The sequence below is a fragment of the Actinoallomurus rhizosphaericola genome (assembly GCF_024055675.1).
GTDB lineage: Bacteria > Actinomycetota > Actinomycetes > Streptosporangiales > Streptosporangiaceae > Actinoallomurus > Actinoallomurus soli.
The window spans coordinates 54,084-68,159 of record NZ_JAMXMW010000005.1 but is presented as its reverse complement, the minus strand read 5'-3'; the positions used below and the strand labels follow the sequence as shown (position 1 = coordinate 68,159).

Genomic DNA, 14,076 nt, shown 5'->3' with positions numbered 1-14,076 from the left:
CGATAAACTGACCGCCGTTCAGAGACCTCCGGGGGTCACGTGCCAGCACAAGACAGAGGCAGAGACGAGCGACGCCGCGCAACCCTTGCCGCCGTCGCTCCGGGGACGCAGCTCCGCGACGGGTTGGAACGCATCCTTCGGGGTCACACCGGCGCGTTGATCGTGATGGGCTACGACCGTGTCGTCGCCGGCCTGTGCACGGGTGGTTTCGAGCTTGACGTCGAGTTCTCGTCCACCCGGCTCCGCGAGTTGGCCAAGATGGACGGCGCGATCGTCCTGGACGCCGGCTGCACCCGCATCGTGCGCGCCGGCGTGCACCTCATGCCGGATCCGACGATTCCGACCGAGGAGTCCGGCACCCGGCACCGCACGGCCGAGCGGGTCGCCCGCCAGACCGGCTACCCGGTGCTGTCGGTGAGCCAGTCGATGCGGATCATCGCCATGTACCTCAACGGCCAGCGCTACGTCCTGGAGGACTCGGCCGCCATCCTGTCCCGCGCCAACCAGGCCCTGGCCACGCTGGAGCGCTACAAGCTGCGCCTCGACGAGGTCTCCGGCACGCTGTCGGCGCTGGAGATCGAGGACCTCGTCACCGCCCGCGACGTCAGCGCGGTCGTGCAGCGCCTGGAGATGGTGCGCCGCATCGCCGACGAGATCAAGGGCTACGTCGTCGAGCTGGGCACGGACGGGCGGCTGCTGTCCCTGCAGCTCGACGAACTGGTGTCCGGCGTCGACGTCGACCGCGAGCTGATCGTCCGCGACTACCAGCCGGAGGACCACTCCCGCTCGGTCGATGAGGTCCTCGCCGCGCTCAACCAGCTGTCGGCCTCCGAGCTCCTCGACCTGGCCACCGTGGCCGACGTGCTCGACTTCGGCGGTAACGACCCGCTGGACACGCCGGTCAGCCCCAAGGGCTACCGCCTGCTCGCCAAGGTCCCCCGCCTGCCCGGCCTGCTGATGGAGCGCCTCGTCGAGCACTTCGGCGGCCTGCAGAAGCTCCTCGCCGCCAGCATCGACGACCTGCAGTCGGTCGGCGGAGTCGGTGAGTCCCGCGCCCGCAGCGTCCGCGAGGGCCTGTCCCGCCTGGCCGAGTCCTCGATCCTCGAGCGCTACGTCTGAGCACCCGCAGCAAACCGCCGATCGAGACGACCCGGCCGCCACGCCGGGGGACAGCGCACCATCGGGGCAGATCGGACGCCGTCGGGAGCATTGCGTGATCCCCGCGACGCGCCGTCGCCGCACGTCCACTCTGCCGGAGTGCCCCGTCGCGTTAGACACTGTCCCGCTAGGAGGAACGAATTCCTTCTGGCGGGACACACGCTGAAGGCGGACACCCACCCGGGCGCCCGATTCGGTGCCATTGCCCGGCACCCATCTCCGGCGCCGGCCGGACGGCCCGGCCGCGCTACCGGCGATGAGCCGCTAAGGCCACCTTCGACGCGAAGGTGGCGCACCCACAGGGTGGACGGCCTGGAGAGCGGCGCGGCCGGTGAGGGTACGGCACCGGCGACCGGACGCCCGGTCGCGCCCCGGGACGTGGTTCGCCCACGGGGTGGGTGCATCGTTTTTCAGGCTGTCTACTCAGGGGAGAATTCGTCTCCTCTGAGTAGACGGCCGTGGAAGAGGGCGGGCCACCTGGCGGCGTGGTCTGGGGTTTTTGTCCGTTCGTCGCCGGAGTGGGCAAGGTCGTACGCGGGCCAGGAGGCGGCCGGGTCGCCGGCCGGTCTGACGTGGCCGCCCATCGTCGCCGGACAGGTCTTAGCGCAGGCGGAACACCTGGCTCCGCGTCCGCACGCCGCCGCTCTTGGCGGTGACGACGTACGTCCCGGGCCGGGCGCGCGAGTCGCCGTCGCAGCGCGTGCGGTTCCAGTCGACGTCCGCGATGTACGGCACGCCCCGCCGTAGGACGCGGAGATCGGAGGCGGGACGGTCGGCGCACCGGTCGGACGACCAGACCGGATCGGAGCCGGAGGTGATCCGAAGCCGTAGCGCCTTCGCGCCCACGTCGAACGCGCAGGCCCGGCGGCCGGTGTTCACGACGCTGATCCGGAACCGCGGGTGCTCCCTGTCCTGGTAGACGTCCTTGGTGGACGTGAGCCCGACGACGACGTCCGCCTCGTCGCAGGGATCACCGCCGCGCGGCTTCGCGACGGGCACGCCGGCGGTCACCGTGACCGTCACCGTGGGCGTCGCGGCGGCCGACGGGGCGGCCGGTGTCACAGCGGGAGTCGGGGTGACCTGCAGTGGCGTCATCGTGGTGGCGGCGGCGTTTCGCACCTCGGCCGCCGGCTTCTTGTGATCGGGACCCGAGCAGGCCCACGCCATCAGGCCGATGGCGGTGATCCCCCCGGCGAGAACGTAGACCCGGCGGCGCCAGTAGGCGTCCGCCTCCCCCAGGTCCCCGTGTGTGTCGGAGTCCATACGCTGAGTATCCTTTTTCGATCAGTGCGTGCCATCGCGACCCGCCGTGCCAGGATCGAACTCACCATGCACCGACCTACCTACGCCGAGCCCATTCTCAGCTGGTACGCCCAGAACGCACGGGATCTTCCGTGGCGCCGGCCGGACGCCTCCCCGTGGGCGGTCCTGGTCAGCGAGATCATGCTTCAGCAGACACCGGTCTCCCGTGTCCTGCCCGCGTACGAGGCGTGGCTGACCCGCTGGCCCACCCCCGGCGCGCTGGCCGCCGAGCCGCCCGGTGAGGCCGTCCGCGCCTGGGGACGGCTCGGCTACCCCCGGCGCGCGCTGAACCTCCACGCGAGCGCCCGCGCGATCGTCGAGCGTCACGGCGGGCAGGTGCCGTCCGCGTACGACGATCTGCGCGCGCTGCCGGGCGTCGGCGCGTACACCGCCGCGGCGGTGGCGAGCTTCGCCTACCGGCAGCGGCACGCCGTCCTGGACACCAACGTGCGCCGCGTGCTGGCCCGGATGGTCACCGGCGTGGAGTACCCGCCGAAGACGCAGACGGCCGCGGAGGTCCGCCTCGCCGAGTCGCTGCTGCCCCCGGACGCCGAGACGGCCGCGACCTGGGGCGTGGCCGTGATGGAGCTGGGCGCGCTCGTCTGCACGGCACGGACCCCGCGCTGCGCCGACTGCCCGGTCACCGCGTCCTGCGCCTGGCGGCTGGCGGGCAAACCCGCGTACGACGGCCCGGCCCGTAAGGGCCAGGCGTACGCCGGCACCGACCGCCAGTGCCGGGGCCGGCTCCTCGCCGTCCTGCGGCACGCCAGCGGTCCCGTGGAGCGCGCGGCGCTGGACGACGCGTGGGACGACGTACGGCAGCGGGAACGCGCCCTCGCGTCCCTCATCGAGGACGGCCTCATCGACCCCCTGGACGACGGCCGCTTCGCCCTCCCCCGCTGACCTTTCGAGGCAGTCCCCTGACCCGACAGCCGGGGCGCGTACGCCCCGGCCTGAGGCCCCCCGATCAGACCGTGTCGGCCTTGGGCTGCTGGGCGCCTTGGATGGCCTCGATGAGGGTGGGGACCATGGCGTCGTCGAGTTCGACGACGAGCAGCTCGTCCTCGCCGAACCGCACGGACGTGATCTCCTCATCCGCGTGCCGGATGACGCGCAGCGCCGTGTTCTCGGGGACATGGGCGCACGTGGAGACGTGGACGCCCTCGACCTTCATCAGCACGGTGACCTCCTGTGATCGGATTTCGCCATCTGCCTGACGATGGTGTCACCGGGTGATTACGCTGCGGAATGGTTCCAGCTCGTACCTCTACGCTCTCCCCCCACGCGTACAAGGAGCCCGTACCCATGGCGAACTCCTCCGGCTTCGTCGCCTACTTCGGCACCGAACTACGACGCCACCGCGAACGCCTCGGCTGGCACCGCGAACAACTCGCCGAGCGCGTCCCCTGGTCCGTCTGGACGGTCGCCTCCGTCGAACAGGGCCGCCGCAAGCCCCCACCCGGCCTCGGCGAACACGCCGACGCCCTCTTCAACCTCCCCGGCGTCATGACCGAACTCTCCAAAAAGGCCCAAGACGACAGCACCCCCTTCGGCGACTTCGTCGATCTGGAGCAGCGGGCGCTGTTGGTCAAGCTCTTCGACATGCGAGTCGTTCCCGGCCTCTTGCAAACGCCGGCATATGCCCGCGCTCTCAACCAGTTGCCCGGACGGTCGCTTCCCCCGCAGGAATTGGACCGGGTGGTCCGCATGCGTATAGAACGACAGAGACTCCTCGATCGCGACAACGCACCGACCTTGCATGCAGTCATCGACGAAGCCGTCCTCTGCCGACAGATCGGTGACTGCCGAGTCATGCGCGAGCAGCTCGCCGCGTTGTGCCGGTCGCGTCCCAATGTGATGGTGCAGGTACTTCCCTTCTCTGCCGGCAGCCACGATGGGATAGTCGGCCCGATCACCATCATGCGCCTCCCCGACGAACCAGACGTCGCCTACGCCGACGGCTGGCCGGAGGGACGGCTCATCGATACTCCGGCCGAAGTAATCCGCGCACAGCAAGCGTTCGAACAGATCGCTGCTTTAGCATTGCCGCCGGATCTAACGAGGGAGATGATCCAGGCGTATCTAGAGGAGGCATAGGTATGGCCGGATGGCGCCGGAGCACGTACAGCACCCAAGGTGAGTCCCAGTGTGTCGAGGTACAGCTTCGGTGGCGCAAGGCCGCCTACAGCGGCACCGGTGAGTCCAACTGCGTCGAGGTCGCCGCATGGCCTAGCGGAAGCTCATGACCTGGACGGCGCCGGAGGCACCGCGCGATTCTGCCCATTTCACGGCGGTCACCGCGGATGAACGCACCACCTTGGACGCCTGGCTGGACCATCATCGGCGGACGCTGCTGTGGAAGTGCGGGGGGCTGACCGCCGAGCAGCTCGAGCTTCGCAGTGTCGAGCCGTCCGGTCTGTCGCTGCTCGGTCTCGTCCGCCACATGGCCGAGGTCGAGCGCGACTGGTTCCGGTATCGGTTCGCCGGGGAGCGGCCCGGCTATCTGTACTGCACCGACGACGATCTGAACGCCGAGTTCGATGTGGCCGACGCCGACGCGGAGGCGGACCTGGCCGCGTACGCCGGTGAGATCGAACTCGTGCGGAAGACCACGGCGGGGCGGTCGCTCGACGAGACCTTCCTCGACCCGCGCGTCGGCGTCGAGATGAGCCTGCGCTGGGTGTACACGACGATGATCCAGGAGTACGCCCGGCACAACGGCCACGCGGACCTGCTCCGCGAGCGCATCGACGGCGCCACGGGGCACTGAGCCGGCCGTACGCCCCCGCGGGTAGGCCGGCGAACTCGATCACCTCGTCAGGGTTGCCGGATCGCGGTGACGTCGAACTCCAGGTCCACCTTCCTGCCGATCAGGAGCCTGGTGGCGGCGTTCCAGTTCACGCCCCAGTCCGCGCGGTCGATGGTGGCGCCGCCCGTGAAGCGGACCCGCAGGTCGCCCTTCGCGGCGGGCTCGGCAGCGGTCCGCTGGAAGGTCGCGGTGACCGGCCTGGTGACGCCGCGGATGGTCAGGTCACCGGTGAGTCTGAAGCCGGTCTCGTCGATGAACTGCGTCTCGGTCGAGGTGAAGGTGATGGTCGGGTGGTCCTTCAGGCCCAGAAACCGGTCGCGCAGCTGACCGTCGCGCTGCGCGTTGTGCGTCTGGAGGCTGTCGGCCTGGATCGTGAGTTCGACGCTCGACCTCGACGGATCGCCGCCGTCCAGGTGCGCGTGCCCCTCGAACCGCTCGAACCGCCCGCGCACCTTGGGGCCCATCGTGTGCCGGGCGACGAAGCCGATCCTGGTGTGCGCCGTGTCGAGGACGTAGTCGCCGGACAACGCGCCGAGCGTCGTCGTGGTCGTCATGCTGATCACTCCTAGGGATCTCGTGAGTTCAGCATCGAGGCAGGTCAGCGGCGGAACAAGGTAGGCTTCGTGCGGCAATCAATAACATTGGGGTTATCGATGGAGCTGCGGGACATCGAGATCTTCCTGACGCTGGCCGAAGAGCTGCACTTCGGCCGTACCGCCGAACGGCTGCACGTGTCCCAGGCCCGCGTCAGCCAGGCCATCGCCAAGCAGGAACGGCGCATCGGCGCGGCGCTGTTCGACCGGACCAGCCGGCGCGTGGCCCTGACCCCGATCGGCCGGCGCCTCCGCGAGGACCTCCGGCAGGCCTACGACCTCCTGCAGGCGGGGCTCGCCCGCGCGGAGGCGGCCGGTCTCGGCGCCGGCCAGACCCTGCGGATGGGTGTGATCGGCCAGTTCGGGCACGAGCTGCGCCCCCACCTCGACGCCTTCCGCAGCCGCTACCCCGGCAGCGACGTGCAGTTCGTCGAGGTCGTGGGCGGCGCCCCGTTCACGTCGCTGCGCACCGGGGAGACGGACGTGAACGTGCTGTGGCTGCCCGTCGCCGAACCCGACCTCACCGTCGGCCCCACCGTCGCCACCGGAGGCCGTGTGCTGGCCGTGCCGGTGGGCCATCCGGTGGCCGATCGCGGCACGGCCTCCCTGGAGGACCTCGCCGACGGCCACGTCGTCGACCTCGGCCCCGGCGCCCCCGAGTACTGGCTCGCGTCCATGGTTCCCACGCGGACGCCGCTCGGCCGCCGGGTCCCGCGCGGACCGGCCGCGCGCACCTTCCAGGAGATCCTCTCCCTGGTCGCCGCCGGGGACTGCGTTCACCCGCTGAGCGCGCACGCCGCCCGCTACAACCGCCACCCGGGCATCGTCTTCGTGCCCATCCACGAGGCGCCCGACCTCCAGTGGGCGCTGGTCTGGCGCTCCACCGCCGACGGTCCCGCGATCCGCGCGCTCGTCCAGACCGCCGCCGACGTCGGTCCCATCGCGCTGTGACCGGCGACGCGTGGGAGCCGGCGGACCGGCGTTCCCCGGGTCAGCCGCCCAGGAAGGGCTCCAGCAGCTCGGCGGTGACGGCGCGCAGCCGGGCGCGGATCGCCGGATCGTAGGTGCCCTCGTGCGCCCTCGCCTCGCTCTCTCCGTCGAAGTACCGGCCCGTGACCGCACCGCCGGCCGGTCCGGCCGCGAGGTTCAGCACCGCCCTGGCGCCCGTGCCCACGGTCGACATGGGCGGCATCATCGACTCCCGGACCATGTGCGTGTTCATGAACGTCGCGGGGTGCAGGCAGTTGACGGTGACGTCGTCGCCGGCGAGTTCGTCCGCCAGGTCGAAGGTGAACGCGGCGAGCGCGAACTTGCTGCGGTAGTAGGCCTGGGCGCCGGTGTAGCCGGTGTCCATCCTCAGATCGGTGAAGTCGATCGGGGCCTGTCCGACCGAGCCGACGTTCACGATCCGGGCGGGCGCCCCCTCCCGCAGGGCCGGCGTCAGCAGCCGGGCCAGCAGCGCCGGAGCCAGGTAGTTCACCGCGAACCGCAGCTCGTGGCCGTCCGCGCTCAGCCGCCGCCTGCGGTAGGGCGGCCGGCCGGCGCCGATCCCCGCGTTGTTGACCAGCAGCCGGAGCCCGCCGTGGTCGGCGCTCACCCGGTCGGCCAGTTCCCGTGCCTGCGCGAGCGACGCGAGGTCGGCGAGGTACGCCTCGGCGGTGCCGCCGGCCTTCTCGATCCGGCCGACCACGTCGGCGGCCCGGTCGGCGTCCCTGCCGTGGACCAGGACGTGCATCCCGTGCTCCGCCAAGCCCGTGGCGACGGCCCGGCCGAGGCCCGCGGTGGCGCCGGTGACCAGGGCGATCCCGGTGTTCGTCATCGTCTCTCTCCTGTTCCCGGTCGGCTCAGGCCGCTTTGGCCAGGCCGAGGACCCGGATGACCATCCGATCCCGGAGCCGGACGGGCAGCCGTGCCAGGAGCAGCATCGGCCGGACGTCGGGGTTCGCGAGGTACCGCGGCTTCGGTCTGGCCGCCTCCATCGCCTTGACGATTGTGTGGGCGACCGTCTCGGGCTTGGACGTCCGCATCTTGGCCATGGCGGCTCCCATGGCCGCCAGCCGCGGCCGGTAGAGCGCGAGGCGCGCGGGGTCGGCGTCCGCGAGGGCGGCTTCGGCCGCCTCGTCCGCCTTGGCGAAGATCTGTGTGTCGACGGCGCCGGGGACGACGGTGACGACGGCGATGCCCTGTGCCCCGAGCTCGATGCGGAGGGCGTCGGACAGCGCGTCGAGCGCGGCCTTGCTCGCCGAGATCGGAGCGGCGAACGGCGCCGCGAGCCTGGCCGTCGGGGCGCTGATGTTGATCAGGCGGCCGCCGCTCCTCCGAAGCAGCGGCGCGAACGCCCGTACCACCTCCGCGGGCCCGAAGACGTTGATCGCGAACTGGCGGCGCAGCTCGTCGGCGGGCACGAGTTCCAGGGGCCCCTGGATGATGATCCCGGCGTTGTTGACGACGGCGTGCAGACCCTCGCCGTCCTGGAGCCGGGCGACCTCGGCGGCGGCCTCCGCGACGCTCTCCGGATCGGTGACGTCGATCCGTACCTGCTCGATCCGCTCCCGTCCTCGCAGGTGAGGGGCCTCGCGGCGCACTCCGGCGTAGACGCGGTACCCGCGCTCGGCCAGGGCCCGGACGGTCGCGGTGCCGATGCCTCCGCCGGCCCCCGTGACGAAGACGGCGCGTTCGTTCCACTGCGCTGCCTGACTCATGATCGACCTCACATGTACTTCGGGACATGTACCTTGGGACATGATGATCATCAGCCGTCCCGAGAGGACATGTCAAGATGGACGTCCGGATCACGAGTGAGGACGGTGAGGCGGTGTCGCTGCGGCATGGGCTGCTCGGGCTGCTCGCCGAAGGACCGGCCAGCGGCTACGACCTGGCCCGGCGCTTCGAGGAGCACCTGGGCCCGGTGTGGCCGGCTCAGCACCCGAAGATCTACGCGGAGCTGTCCCGGCTCTCGGACGCCGGGATGATCGAGGTCGACAGCCACGGCCCACGCGGCCGGAAGGCCTACCGGATCACCGACGCCGGGCTGGCCGAGATCCGCCGCTGGCTCACCGAGGAGAAGGTCGACCACACCCTCCGCATCGAGTCCGTCCTCCGGTCGTTCTTCTTCTGGCTCATGGAGACCGACGACCTCCAGGCGCACCTCCGGCGCGAGCAGGAGTTCTTCGCCGAGACCGCCGCAGTGGCGCGCGGCTACGCGGCGGCCAAGGACCGCGGCGACTTCGGGACGAGCGAGCAGACCCGCTCCATGCGCGTCGCCATCGAGGCGGCGAACCGGATCTACCAGGCGCTGGCCGACTGGGCCGAGTGGGCGCAGACCGTCCCCCCGGCCGTACCGGCCGCGGACGGCGAGGCCGTGTCGGACGCGGACGGCGAGGGCGCTGCGGCTGCCCGCGCGGCGGGTGAGACCTGAGCCGGAGGCCCGCACCGCGGCGGGCCCCCGGCATGGTGGTCAGCTACCGCACTTCTGCCCGTTCAGGGTGAACGCCGTCGGCACCGGGTTCTGGCCGGTCCACGTGCCGTTGAACCCGATCGACGTGGCCGCGCCGGGATTCAGGTGGCCGTTCCAGCTCAGGCTGGTCGCGGTGACGCTCTTACCGGTCTGCTGCCAGGTGGCGGACCAGCCCTGCGTGACCCGCTGGCCGGCGTCCGGGAAGTCGAACCCCAGCTTCCACCCGTCGACCGCCTTCGTCCCGGTGTTGGTGACGGAGACGCTCGCGGTGAAGCCGCCCGGCCAGCTGCTGCCGATCGTGTACGCGACCTTGCAGGTTCCCGCCGAGGTGGCGCCGCCGCTCGGCAGCACGACCATGGTGATCGAGTCGGCCGGGAAGGTGGCGTTGAAGCCGGTCGCGGTGACGGGCTGGTCGGCCTGCCGTACGACGCCGGTCAGGTCGGCGGAGCTGTAGCGGTAGACCTGCGCGGTTCCGGCGGAGGCGCCGGTGAGCGCGACGGGGCTGGTGAGGTCGTCGCCGGTCTTGTTCACGACGACCATCGTGAGCGCCTTGTCGCTCGACCGCTGGGCGGCGTAGATCGCGAGCTTGCCCTGGTCCTCGCTGGTCGCCTTGACCGAGGTGTCGCCGAACGCCCCGTCCTTGCCGTCGTAGTTGCGGTAGATCCGGAAGGCGTCGGCGACCGGCTGGTCGCTGGTCGGGGCGGTCCACAGGTCGGCCATGTCGAGCCCCTCGCGGCCGAAGATGCCGAGGACGTCCGCCTCGGCGAGCGCCCCGTTGATGTCGCCGAAGGCGCCCCAGCTGTACTCGGTCATGGCGGTCTTCGTGCCGGGGTAATGCTGGTCGACCAGCGCCCGCATCCTCGGGATCATCTGCACCGGCTGGTTGATCCAGCTCTCGTCCACGTACGTCGGATCCCAGAGCTGACGGGTGGAGCGCAGGCGCAGCTCCTTGGTGGCCGCGTCGCCCGGATCGCTGCCGGAGACCCCGGACTGCTGCGGGTACAGGTGGATGTCGAAGTAGTCCAGGATGCGGGTGCCGTGCGCCTGCTCGTACGCGCGCATCTGGTCGAGGTACCACGGACCGAGGTCCTCACCGCCGTGCGCCGCCTTGTCCGGCGGGTTCGACCAGCAGCCGGTGCGGTTGCACTGGTCCTGGTCGAGTCCGGAGTAGAAGATCGAGTTCAGGCCCCAGCCGACCGGCCCGAGCGTCTTGGCGTCCGGGTCGGCCTCCTTGACGGCAGCGGCCCACTGGTACGTACGGTCGCGGAGCTCGTCGTAGCCCAGGCCGGTGGGGCGCACGTCGCGCTGGGTGCTGTGCCAGATGTCCGGCTCGTTGTCCAGGTCGTAGTACTGCACTCCGCCGTCGGCGGCACCGCCGTAGCGGCTCTTCAGGTGGGCGATCCAGTCCTTCGCGTACTGCGGGCCGACCTGGACGCTGGTGTCGGTCGGGTCGTTCCCGGTGATCTGGGTGCCGTCCGGCGTGACGCCGTTCCCGCAGTCCGGCGCCCACTGGTCGGTCTGCTGCTGCGGGCCGTACTTGGCGACGCTGAAGCCGCACGCCTTCGCCCGGTCCTTCGCCACCCAGCCGATCATCGGCAGGGTGAGGATGGTCTTCGTGCCGGTGGCCCGGTCCTGCTCGACGAAGCGGTCGGTCTCCGATCCGTCCGGGAGCGTGGACGGGTCGGGGTTGTCGTTGGGGATGTTCTCGAAGTACCAGTCCGCGGCGCGGTTGGTCGTGTCGTTGCGGAAGTTGTAGCGGGAGGTCGCGTTGCCGCCCCAGCGCCGTACGGGCAGGCGCAGGTCACGGGCGAGATCCTCGTCGGCGAAGTTCATTCCGTAAATGTCGGGGCTGATGGCGTGCCGGGCGGCCGTGGTGTCGACGGCCAGCGCCGGGCCGGTGGCGGCCCGGGCCGGCCGTGCCGCGATCACGCTGCCGCCGAGGGCGGCGGCGAGCGCGACCGAGAGCAGTGCGGGAGCAGTGCGCACGGAGCGTCCTTTCGTCGTGGGAGCGCTCCCATAGCACACAGCTCACCGCGTCACGTCAACGAAACCCATGAATCTTTCAGAACCGCTCAGCGCTTCACGGCCACGCCGCCGTACATGTGGGGCACGGGGTCGTCCGGGTCGGCCGGCTCGTCGGGGTGCCACTCGGTGACCTTGACGACGCCCGGATCGACCAGCTCCAGGCCCGCGAAGAAGCGCTCGGTCTCGGCCCTGGTGCGCATCTTCATCGGGATGCCCTGCGAGCGGTAGGCGTTCACCCCGTCGGCGAGCGGGCTCTCCTCGTCGGCCGCGGGCACCACCGACAGCGCGAGTACGCTGCCCGGCGCCAGCGGCTCGACCAGGGACCGTACGACCGCGAGCGCCTCGTCCTCGTCGACGAAGAACTGAAGGATCGCGATCAGGGTCAGCGCCACCGGCCGGCCGAGGTCGAGGGTCTCGCGGAGGACGGTGGAGCCGAGGATGGCCCCGGTGTCCCGCAGGTCGGCGTCGATGTAGGCCGTGCGTCCCTCGGCGGAACTCGTCAGCAGCGCCCGTGCGTGCGCCAGGACGATCGGATCGTTGTCGACGTAGACGACCCGCGTCTCCGGCGCGAGCTCCTGAGCGACCTCGTGGAGGTTCGGCGAGGTCGGCAGGCCGGTGCCGATGTCGAGGAACTGCCGGATGCCCAGGTCCCCGACCAGGTACCGCGTCATGCGGAGCATGAAGTCGCGGTTGGCCCGCATGGAGATCGGCAGGGTCGGCAGGTGCTTGGCGATGGCGTCGGCCGCGGCGCGATCCGCCGCGAAGTTGTCCTTACCGCCGAGCATGTAATCGTAGATGCGCGCCGAATGCGCGACATCCGTGCGCAGATCCAGCGGCTGCCCTGCGTCGGCCACTCCATCGCCGATCCCGTTCGCCCCCACGCACGACCTCCCCGTAAGGTGCCTGGCGCAAGTGATCTTAATCAGAACCTGCCGCCCAACGGTGCGATTCACCGCTACCCGAGAGTTCGACGGCCCCGGCCGGAGGACCGGCATCGGCCTCGGCACGCCCACCGCCGCAGACTGCATGCAATACGCATGGCGATCATGCAATGCGCATGGCATGCTGAGTACATGTCCAAGAACCTGCAGATACGCAATGTGCCCGACCGGGTGCACGCCACAGTGCGAGCGCGCGCCGCCGCAGAAGGACTCTCCCTCTCGGAATACCTCCTCCGTCAGATCACCGAACTCGCCGACCAACCGACCGCGGCCGAGGTCTTCGAACGGGTCAGGCAGCGCAGCGGGGGCGCCCGCGGTGAGGACATCGTGGCCGTGATCCGGGAGGAGCGCGGCGAGTGATCGTCGTTGACACGTCCGCGATCCTTCGCGCGCTGGCCGACGAGAAACCGGACGCCAGGCTCACGGAACGCTTGACCGGCGCGCCGATGCACGTACCTCACCTCATCGACACGGAAATCCTCCACGCACTACGGGGGCTGGTGCTCGGGCGGAAGATGACGCCGGATCGCGCCAATGACGCACGACGAGACTTCGCCGCGCTCCCCCTCACGCGCTATCCGGTGCGCGACCTCGGGGAGCGTGTCTGGAGCCTGCGAGGCAACCTCACCGCCTCCGACGCCTGCTATGTCGCGCTGGCCGAAGCGCTCGACTGCCCGCTGGTCACGAGCGACGCCAAGCTCAAGAAGGCGTCGGGGCATTACGCGGAGGTCGAGGTCTACCCACCCGCCTAAAAGCCCGCGACCGCGTGCGGGGTGTAGGGCTTCTCCAGCCGGGCGATCTCGTCGTCGGTGAGCCGCAGGTCCAGCGCGGCCAAGGCGTCGTCGAGGTGCCGGTCCCTCCCCATGCCGACGATCGGCGCGGTCACGAACGGCCGGCTCAGCACCCAGGCGAGCGCCACCTGGGCACGCGGCACGCCACGGGCCTCGGCGATCGCGCCGACGGCCTCGACGATCTCCCGGTCACCCTCCTGGTAGAGGGTCTTGCCGAACTCGTCGGTGGCGGCGCGGTGGGTCGTCTCGTCCCAGGCGCGGGCGAGGCGGCCACGGGCCAGCGGGCTCCACGGGATGACGCCGACGCCCTGGTCCACGCAGAGCGGCATCATCTCGCGCTCCTCCTCGCGGTAGAGGAGGTTGTAGTGGTTCTGCATCGTCACGAAGCGTGTCCATCCGTGCCGCTCGGCGGTGAACTGCGCCTTGGCGAACTGCCACGCCCACATGGACGAGGCGCCGATGTAGCGGGCCTTGCCGGCCTTCACCACGTCGTGCAGCGCCTCCATGGTCTCCTCGATCGGCGTCGAGGGGTCCCAGCGGTGGATCTGGTAGAGGTCGACGTAGTCGGTGCCGAGGCGGCGCAGGCTGTTGTCGATCTCCGTCATGATCGCCTTACGGGACAGGCCGCCGCCGTTCGGGCCGGGCCGCATCCGCCCGTGCACCTTGGTCGCCAGGACGATCTCGTCCCGCCGGGCGTAGTCGGCCAGCGCCCGGCCGACGATCTCCTCGCTCGTGCCGTCGGAGTACACGTTGGCCGTGTCGAAGAAGTTGATCCCGGCCTCGACGGCCCGGCGGATCAGCGGGCGGCTCTGCTCCTCGTCCAGGGTCCAGGCGTGGTTGCCCCGGTCCGGGATGCCGAAGCTCATGCACCCCACGCAGATCCGGGACACGTCCAGGCCGGTCGCACCGAGTTTCACGTACTCCATCTGTCTCCATCTCCTCGAACATCGCAATGCCGAAGGCCCCGCGCTCGCGTGGAGCGCGGGGCCTCAGGGACGAT

General features: G+C 70.6%; 17 protein-coding genes. 9 read left to right on the top strand and 8 right to left on the bottom strand.

Annotated features, from left to right (window positions below; translation table 11 throughout):
• The first annotated feature begins 39 nt into the window (after window positions 1-39).
• A complete protein-coding gene (disA, locus tag NE234_RS13805) occupies window positions 40-1,119 on the top strand; it encodes a DNA integrity scanning diadenylate cyclase DisA (protein WP_252779378.1) in 1,080 nt (359 codons plus the stop codon).
• 639 nt (window positions 1,120-1,758) lie between these two features.
• Here disA and NE234_RS13800 read toward each other — a convergent pair.
• The gene (locus NE234_RS13800) at window positions 1,759-2,421 is read right to left on the bottom strand and encodes a hypothetical protein (protein ID WP_252779377.1); all 663 of its coding nucleotides are present in this window, start codon (window positions 2,419-2,421) and stop codon (window positions 1,759-1,761) included.
• 66 nt (window positions 2,422-2,487) lie between these two features.
• Here NE234_RS13800 and NE234_RS13795 point away from each other — a divergent pair, with 66 nt between their 5' ends.
• Complete coding sequence (locus NE234_RS13795; protein ID WP_252779376.1) at window positions 2,488-3,363, top strand: HhH-GPD family protein; 876 nt, start codon at window positions 2,488-2,490, stop codon at window positions 3,361-3,363.
• Between the two features lie 64 nt (window positions 3,364-3,427).
• Here the strand turns inward: NE234_RS13795 and NE234_RS13790 are convergent, their stop codons facing one another.
• Window positions 3,428-3,640, bottom strand: coding sequence for a hypothetical protein (locus NE234_RS13790; RefSeq protein WP_252779375.1), 213 nt, complete (start codon window positions 3,638-3,640; stop codon window positions 3,428-3,430).
• A gap of 125 nt (window positions 3,641-3,765) precedes the next feature.
• On the opposite strand from NE234_RS13790, the gene NE234_RS13785 reads away from it, so the two are divergent.
• From NE234_RS13785 to NE234_RS13780, 3 genes are all read left to right on the top strand, one after another.
• The gene (locus tag NE234_RS13785) at window positions 3,766-4,557 is read left to right on the top strand and encodes a helix-turn-helix domain-containing protein (RefSeq protein WP_252779374.1); all 792 of its coding nucleotides are present in this window, start codon (window positions 3,766-3,768) and stop codon (window positions 4,555-4,557) included.
• Between the two features lie 2 nt (window positions 4,558-4,559).
• Window positions 4,560-4,706 carry a DUF397 domain-containing protein gene (locus tag NE234_RS45910; protein WP_406566995.1) on the top strand — a complete coding sequence of 49 codons (147 nt, stop codon included), beginning with the start codon at window positions 4,560-4,562 and terminating at the stop codon, window positions 4,704-4,706.
• Window positions 4,707-4,777: 71 nt separating this feature from the next.
• Window positions 4,778-5,230: a DinB family protein gene (locus NE234_RS13780; RefSeq protein WP_252779373.1), complete on the top strand. Its 453-nt coding sequence runs from the start codon at window positions 4,778-4,780 to the stop codon at window positions 5,228-5,230.
• 47 nt (window positions 5,231-5,277) lie between these two features.
• Here the strand turns inward: NE234_RS13780 and NE234_RS13775 are convergent, their stop codons facing one another.
• Window positions 5,278-5,823: a YceI family protein gene (locus NE234_RS13775; RefSeq protein WP_252779372.1), complete on the bottom strand. Its 546-nt coding sequence runs from the start codon at window positions 5,821-5,823 to the stop codon at window positions 5,278-5,280.
• A 99-nt stretch (window positions 5,824-5,922) separates the two neighbouring features.
• On the opposite strand from NE234_RS13775, the gene NE234_RS13770 reads away from it, so the two are divergent.
• Window positions 5,923-6,813, top strand: coding sequence for a LysR family transcriptional regulator (locus NE234_RS13770; RefSeq protein WP_252779371.1), 891 nt, complete (start codon window positions 5,923-5,925; stop codon window positions 6,811-6,813).
• Window positions 6,814-6,853: 40 nt separating this feature from the next.
• Here the strand turns inward: NE234_RS13770 and NE234_RS13765 are convergent, their stop codons facing one another.
• Together NE234_RS13765 and NE234_RS13760 are read right to left on the bottom strand one after the other, a co-directional pair.
• Entirely contained in the window at window positions 6,854-7,681 is an 828-nt protein-coding gene (locus tag NE234_RS13765) for an SDR family NAD(P)-dependent oxidoreductase (protein WP_252779370.1), read from the bottom strand.
• 25 nt (window positions 7,682-7,706) lie between these two features.
• The gene (locus NE234_RS13760) at window positions 7,707-8,564 is read right to left on the bottom strand and encodes an SDR family NAD(P)-dependent oxidoreductase (protein ID WP_252779369.1); all 858 of its coding nucleotides are present in this window, start codon (window positions 8,562-8,564) and stop codon (window positions 7,707-7,709) included.
• Window positions 8,565-8,641: 77 nt separating this feature from the next.
• Between NE234_RS13760 and NE234_RS13755 the strand changes: the two genes are divergently transcribed.
• A complete protein-coding gene (locus NE234_RS13755; protein ID WP_252779368.1) occupies window positions 8,642-9,280 on the top strand; it encodes a PadR family transcriptional regulator in 639 nt (212 codons plus the stop codon).
• Window positions 9,281-9,319: 39 nt separating this feature from the next.
• Here NE234_RS13755 and NE234_RS13750 read toward each other — a convergent pair whose 3' ends face one another.
• Together NE234_RS13750 and NE234_RS13745 are read right to left on the bottom strand one after the other, a co-directional pair.
• Complete coding sequence (locus NE234_RS13750; protein WP_252779367.1) at window positions 9,320-11,305, bottom strand: glycoside hydrolase family 44 protein; 1,986 nt, start codon at window positions 11,303-11,305, stop codon at window positions 9,320-9,322.
• A gap of 86 nt (window positions 11,306-11,391) precedes the next feature.
• Entirely contained in the window at window positions 11,392-12,225 is an 834-nt protein-coding gene (locus NE234_RS13745) for an SAM-dependent methyltransferase (RefSeq protein ID WP_252779366.1), read from the bottom strand.
• Window positions 12,226-12,417: 192 nt separating this feature from the next.
• On the opposite strand from NE234_RS13745, the gene NE234_RS13740 reads away from it, so the two are divergent.
• Both NE234_RS13740 and NE234_RS13735 read left to right on the top strand, forming a co-directional pair.
• Window positions 12,418-12,645, top strand: a complete 228-nt coding sequence (locus NE234_RS13740; RefSeq protein WP_252779365.1) for a FitA-like ribbon-helix-helix domain-containing protein — start codon at window positions 12,418-12,420, stop codon at window positions 12,643-12,645.
• Complete coding sequence (locus NE234_RS13735; protein WP_252779364.1) at window positions 12,642-13,037, top strand: type II toxin-antitoxin system VapC family toxin; 396 nt, start codon at window positions 12,642-12,644, stop codon at window positions 13,035-13,037. The genes NE234_RS13740 and NE234_RS13735 overlap by 4 nt, the downstream gene beginning before the upstream one ends.
• On the opposite strand, the gene NE234_RS13730 is transcribed toward NE234_RS13735, so the two are convergent.
• Window positions 13,034-14,002, bottom strand: a complete 969-nt coding sequence (locus tag NE234_RS13730; protein ID WP_252779363.1) for an aldo/keto reductase — start codon at window positions 14,000-14,002, stop codon at window positions 13,034-13,036. The two genes, NE234_RS13735 and NE234_RS13730, sit on opposite strands and share 4 nt — an antisense overlap.
• Window positions 14,003-14,076: the final 74 nt, after the last annotated feature.

Excerpts from the sequence above, each read along its gene's own strand:
- NE234_RS13775 (WP_252779372.1), bottom strand. The coding sequence starts at position 5,823 with ATGACGACCACGACGACGCTCGGCGCGTTGTCCGGCGACTACGTCCTC.
- NE234_RS13755 (WP_252779368.1), top strand. The coding sequence starts at position 8,642 with ATGGACGTCCGGATCACGAGTGAGGACGGTGAGGCGGTGTCGCTGCGG.
- NE234_RS13740 (WP_252779365.1), top strand. The coding sequence starts at position 12,418 with ATGTCCAAGAACCTGCAGATACGCAATGTGCCCGACCGGGTGCACGCC.
- NE234_RS13800 (WP_252779377.1), bottom strand. The coding sequence starts at position 2,421 with ATGGACTCCGACACACACGGGGACCTGGGGGAGGCGGACGCCTACTGG.
- NE234_RS13770 (WP_252779371.1), top strand. The coding sequence starts at position 5,923 with ATGGAGCTGCGGGACATCGAGATCTTCCTGACGCTGGCCGAAGAGCTG.
- NE234_RS45910 (WP_406566995.1), top strand. The coding sequence starts at position 4,560 with ATGGCCGGATGGCGCCGGAGCACGTACAGCACCCAAGGTGAGTCCCAG.
- NE234_RS13765 (WP_252779370.1), bottom strand. The coding sequence starts at position 7,681 with ATGACGAACACCGGGATCGCCCTGGTCACCGGCGCCACCGCGGGCCTC.
- NE234_RS13760 (WP_252779369.1), bottom strand. The coding sequence starts at position 8,564 with ATGAGTCAGGCAGCGCAGTGGAACGAACGCGCCGTCTTCGTCACGGGG.
- NE234_RS13795 (WP_252779376.1), top strand. The coding sequence starts at position 2,488 with ATGCACCGACCTACCTACGCCGAGCCCATTCTCAGCTGGTACGCCCAG.
- NE234_RS13730 (WP_252779363.1), bottom strand. The coding sequence starts at position 14,002 with ATGGAGTACGTGAAACTCGGTGCGACCGGCCTGGACGTGTCCCGGATC.
- NE234_RS13785 (WP_252779374.1), top strand. The coding sequence starts at position 3,766 with ATGGCGAACTCCTCCGGCTTCGTCGCCTACTTCGGCACCGAACTACGA.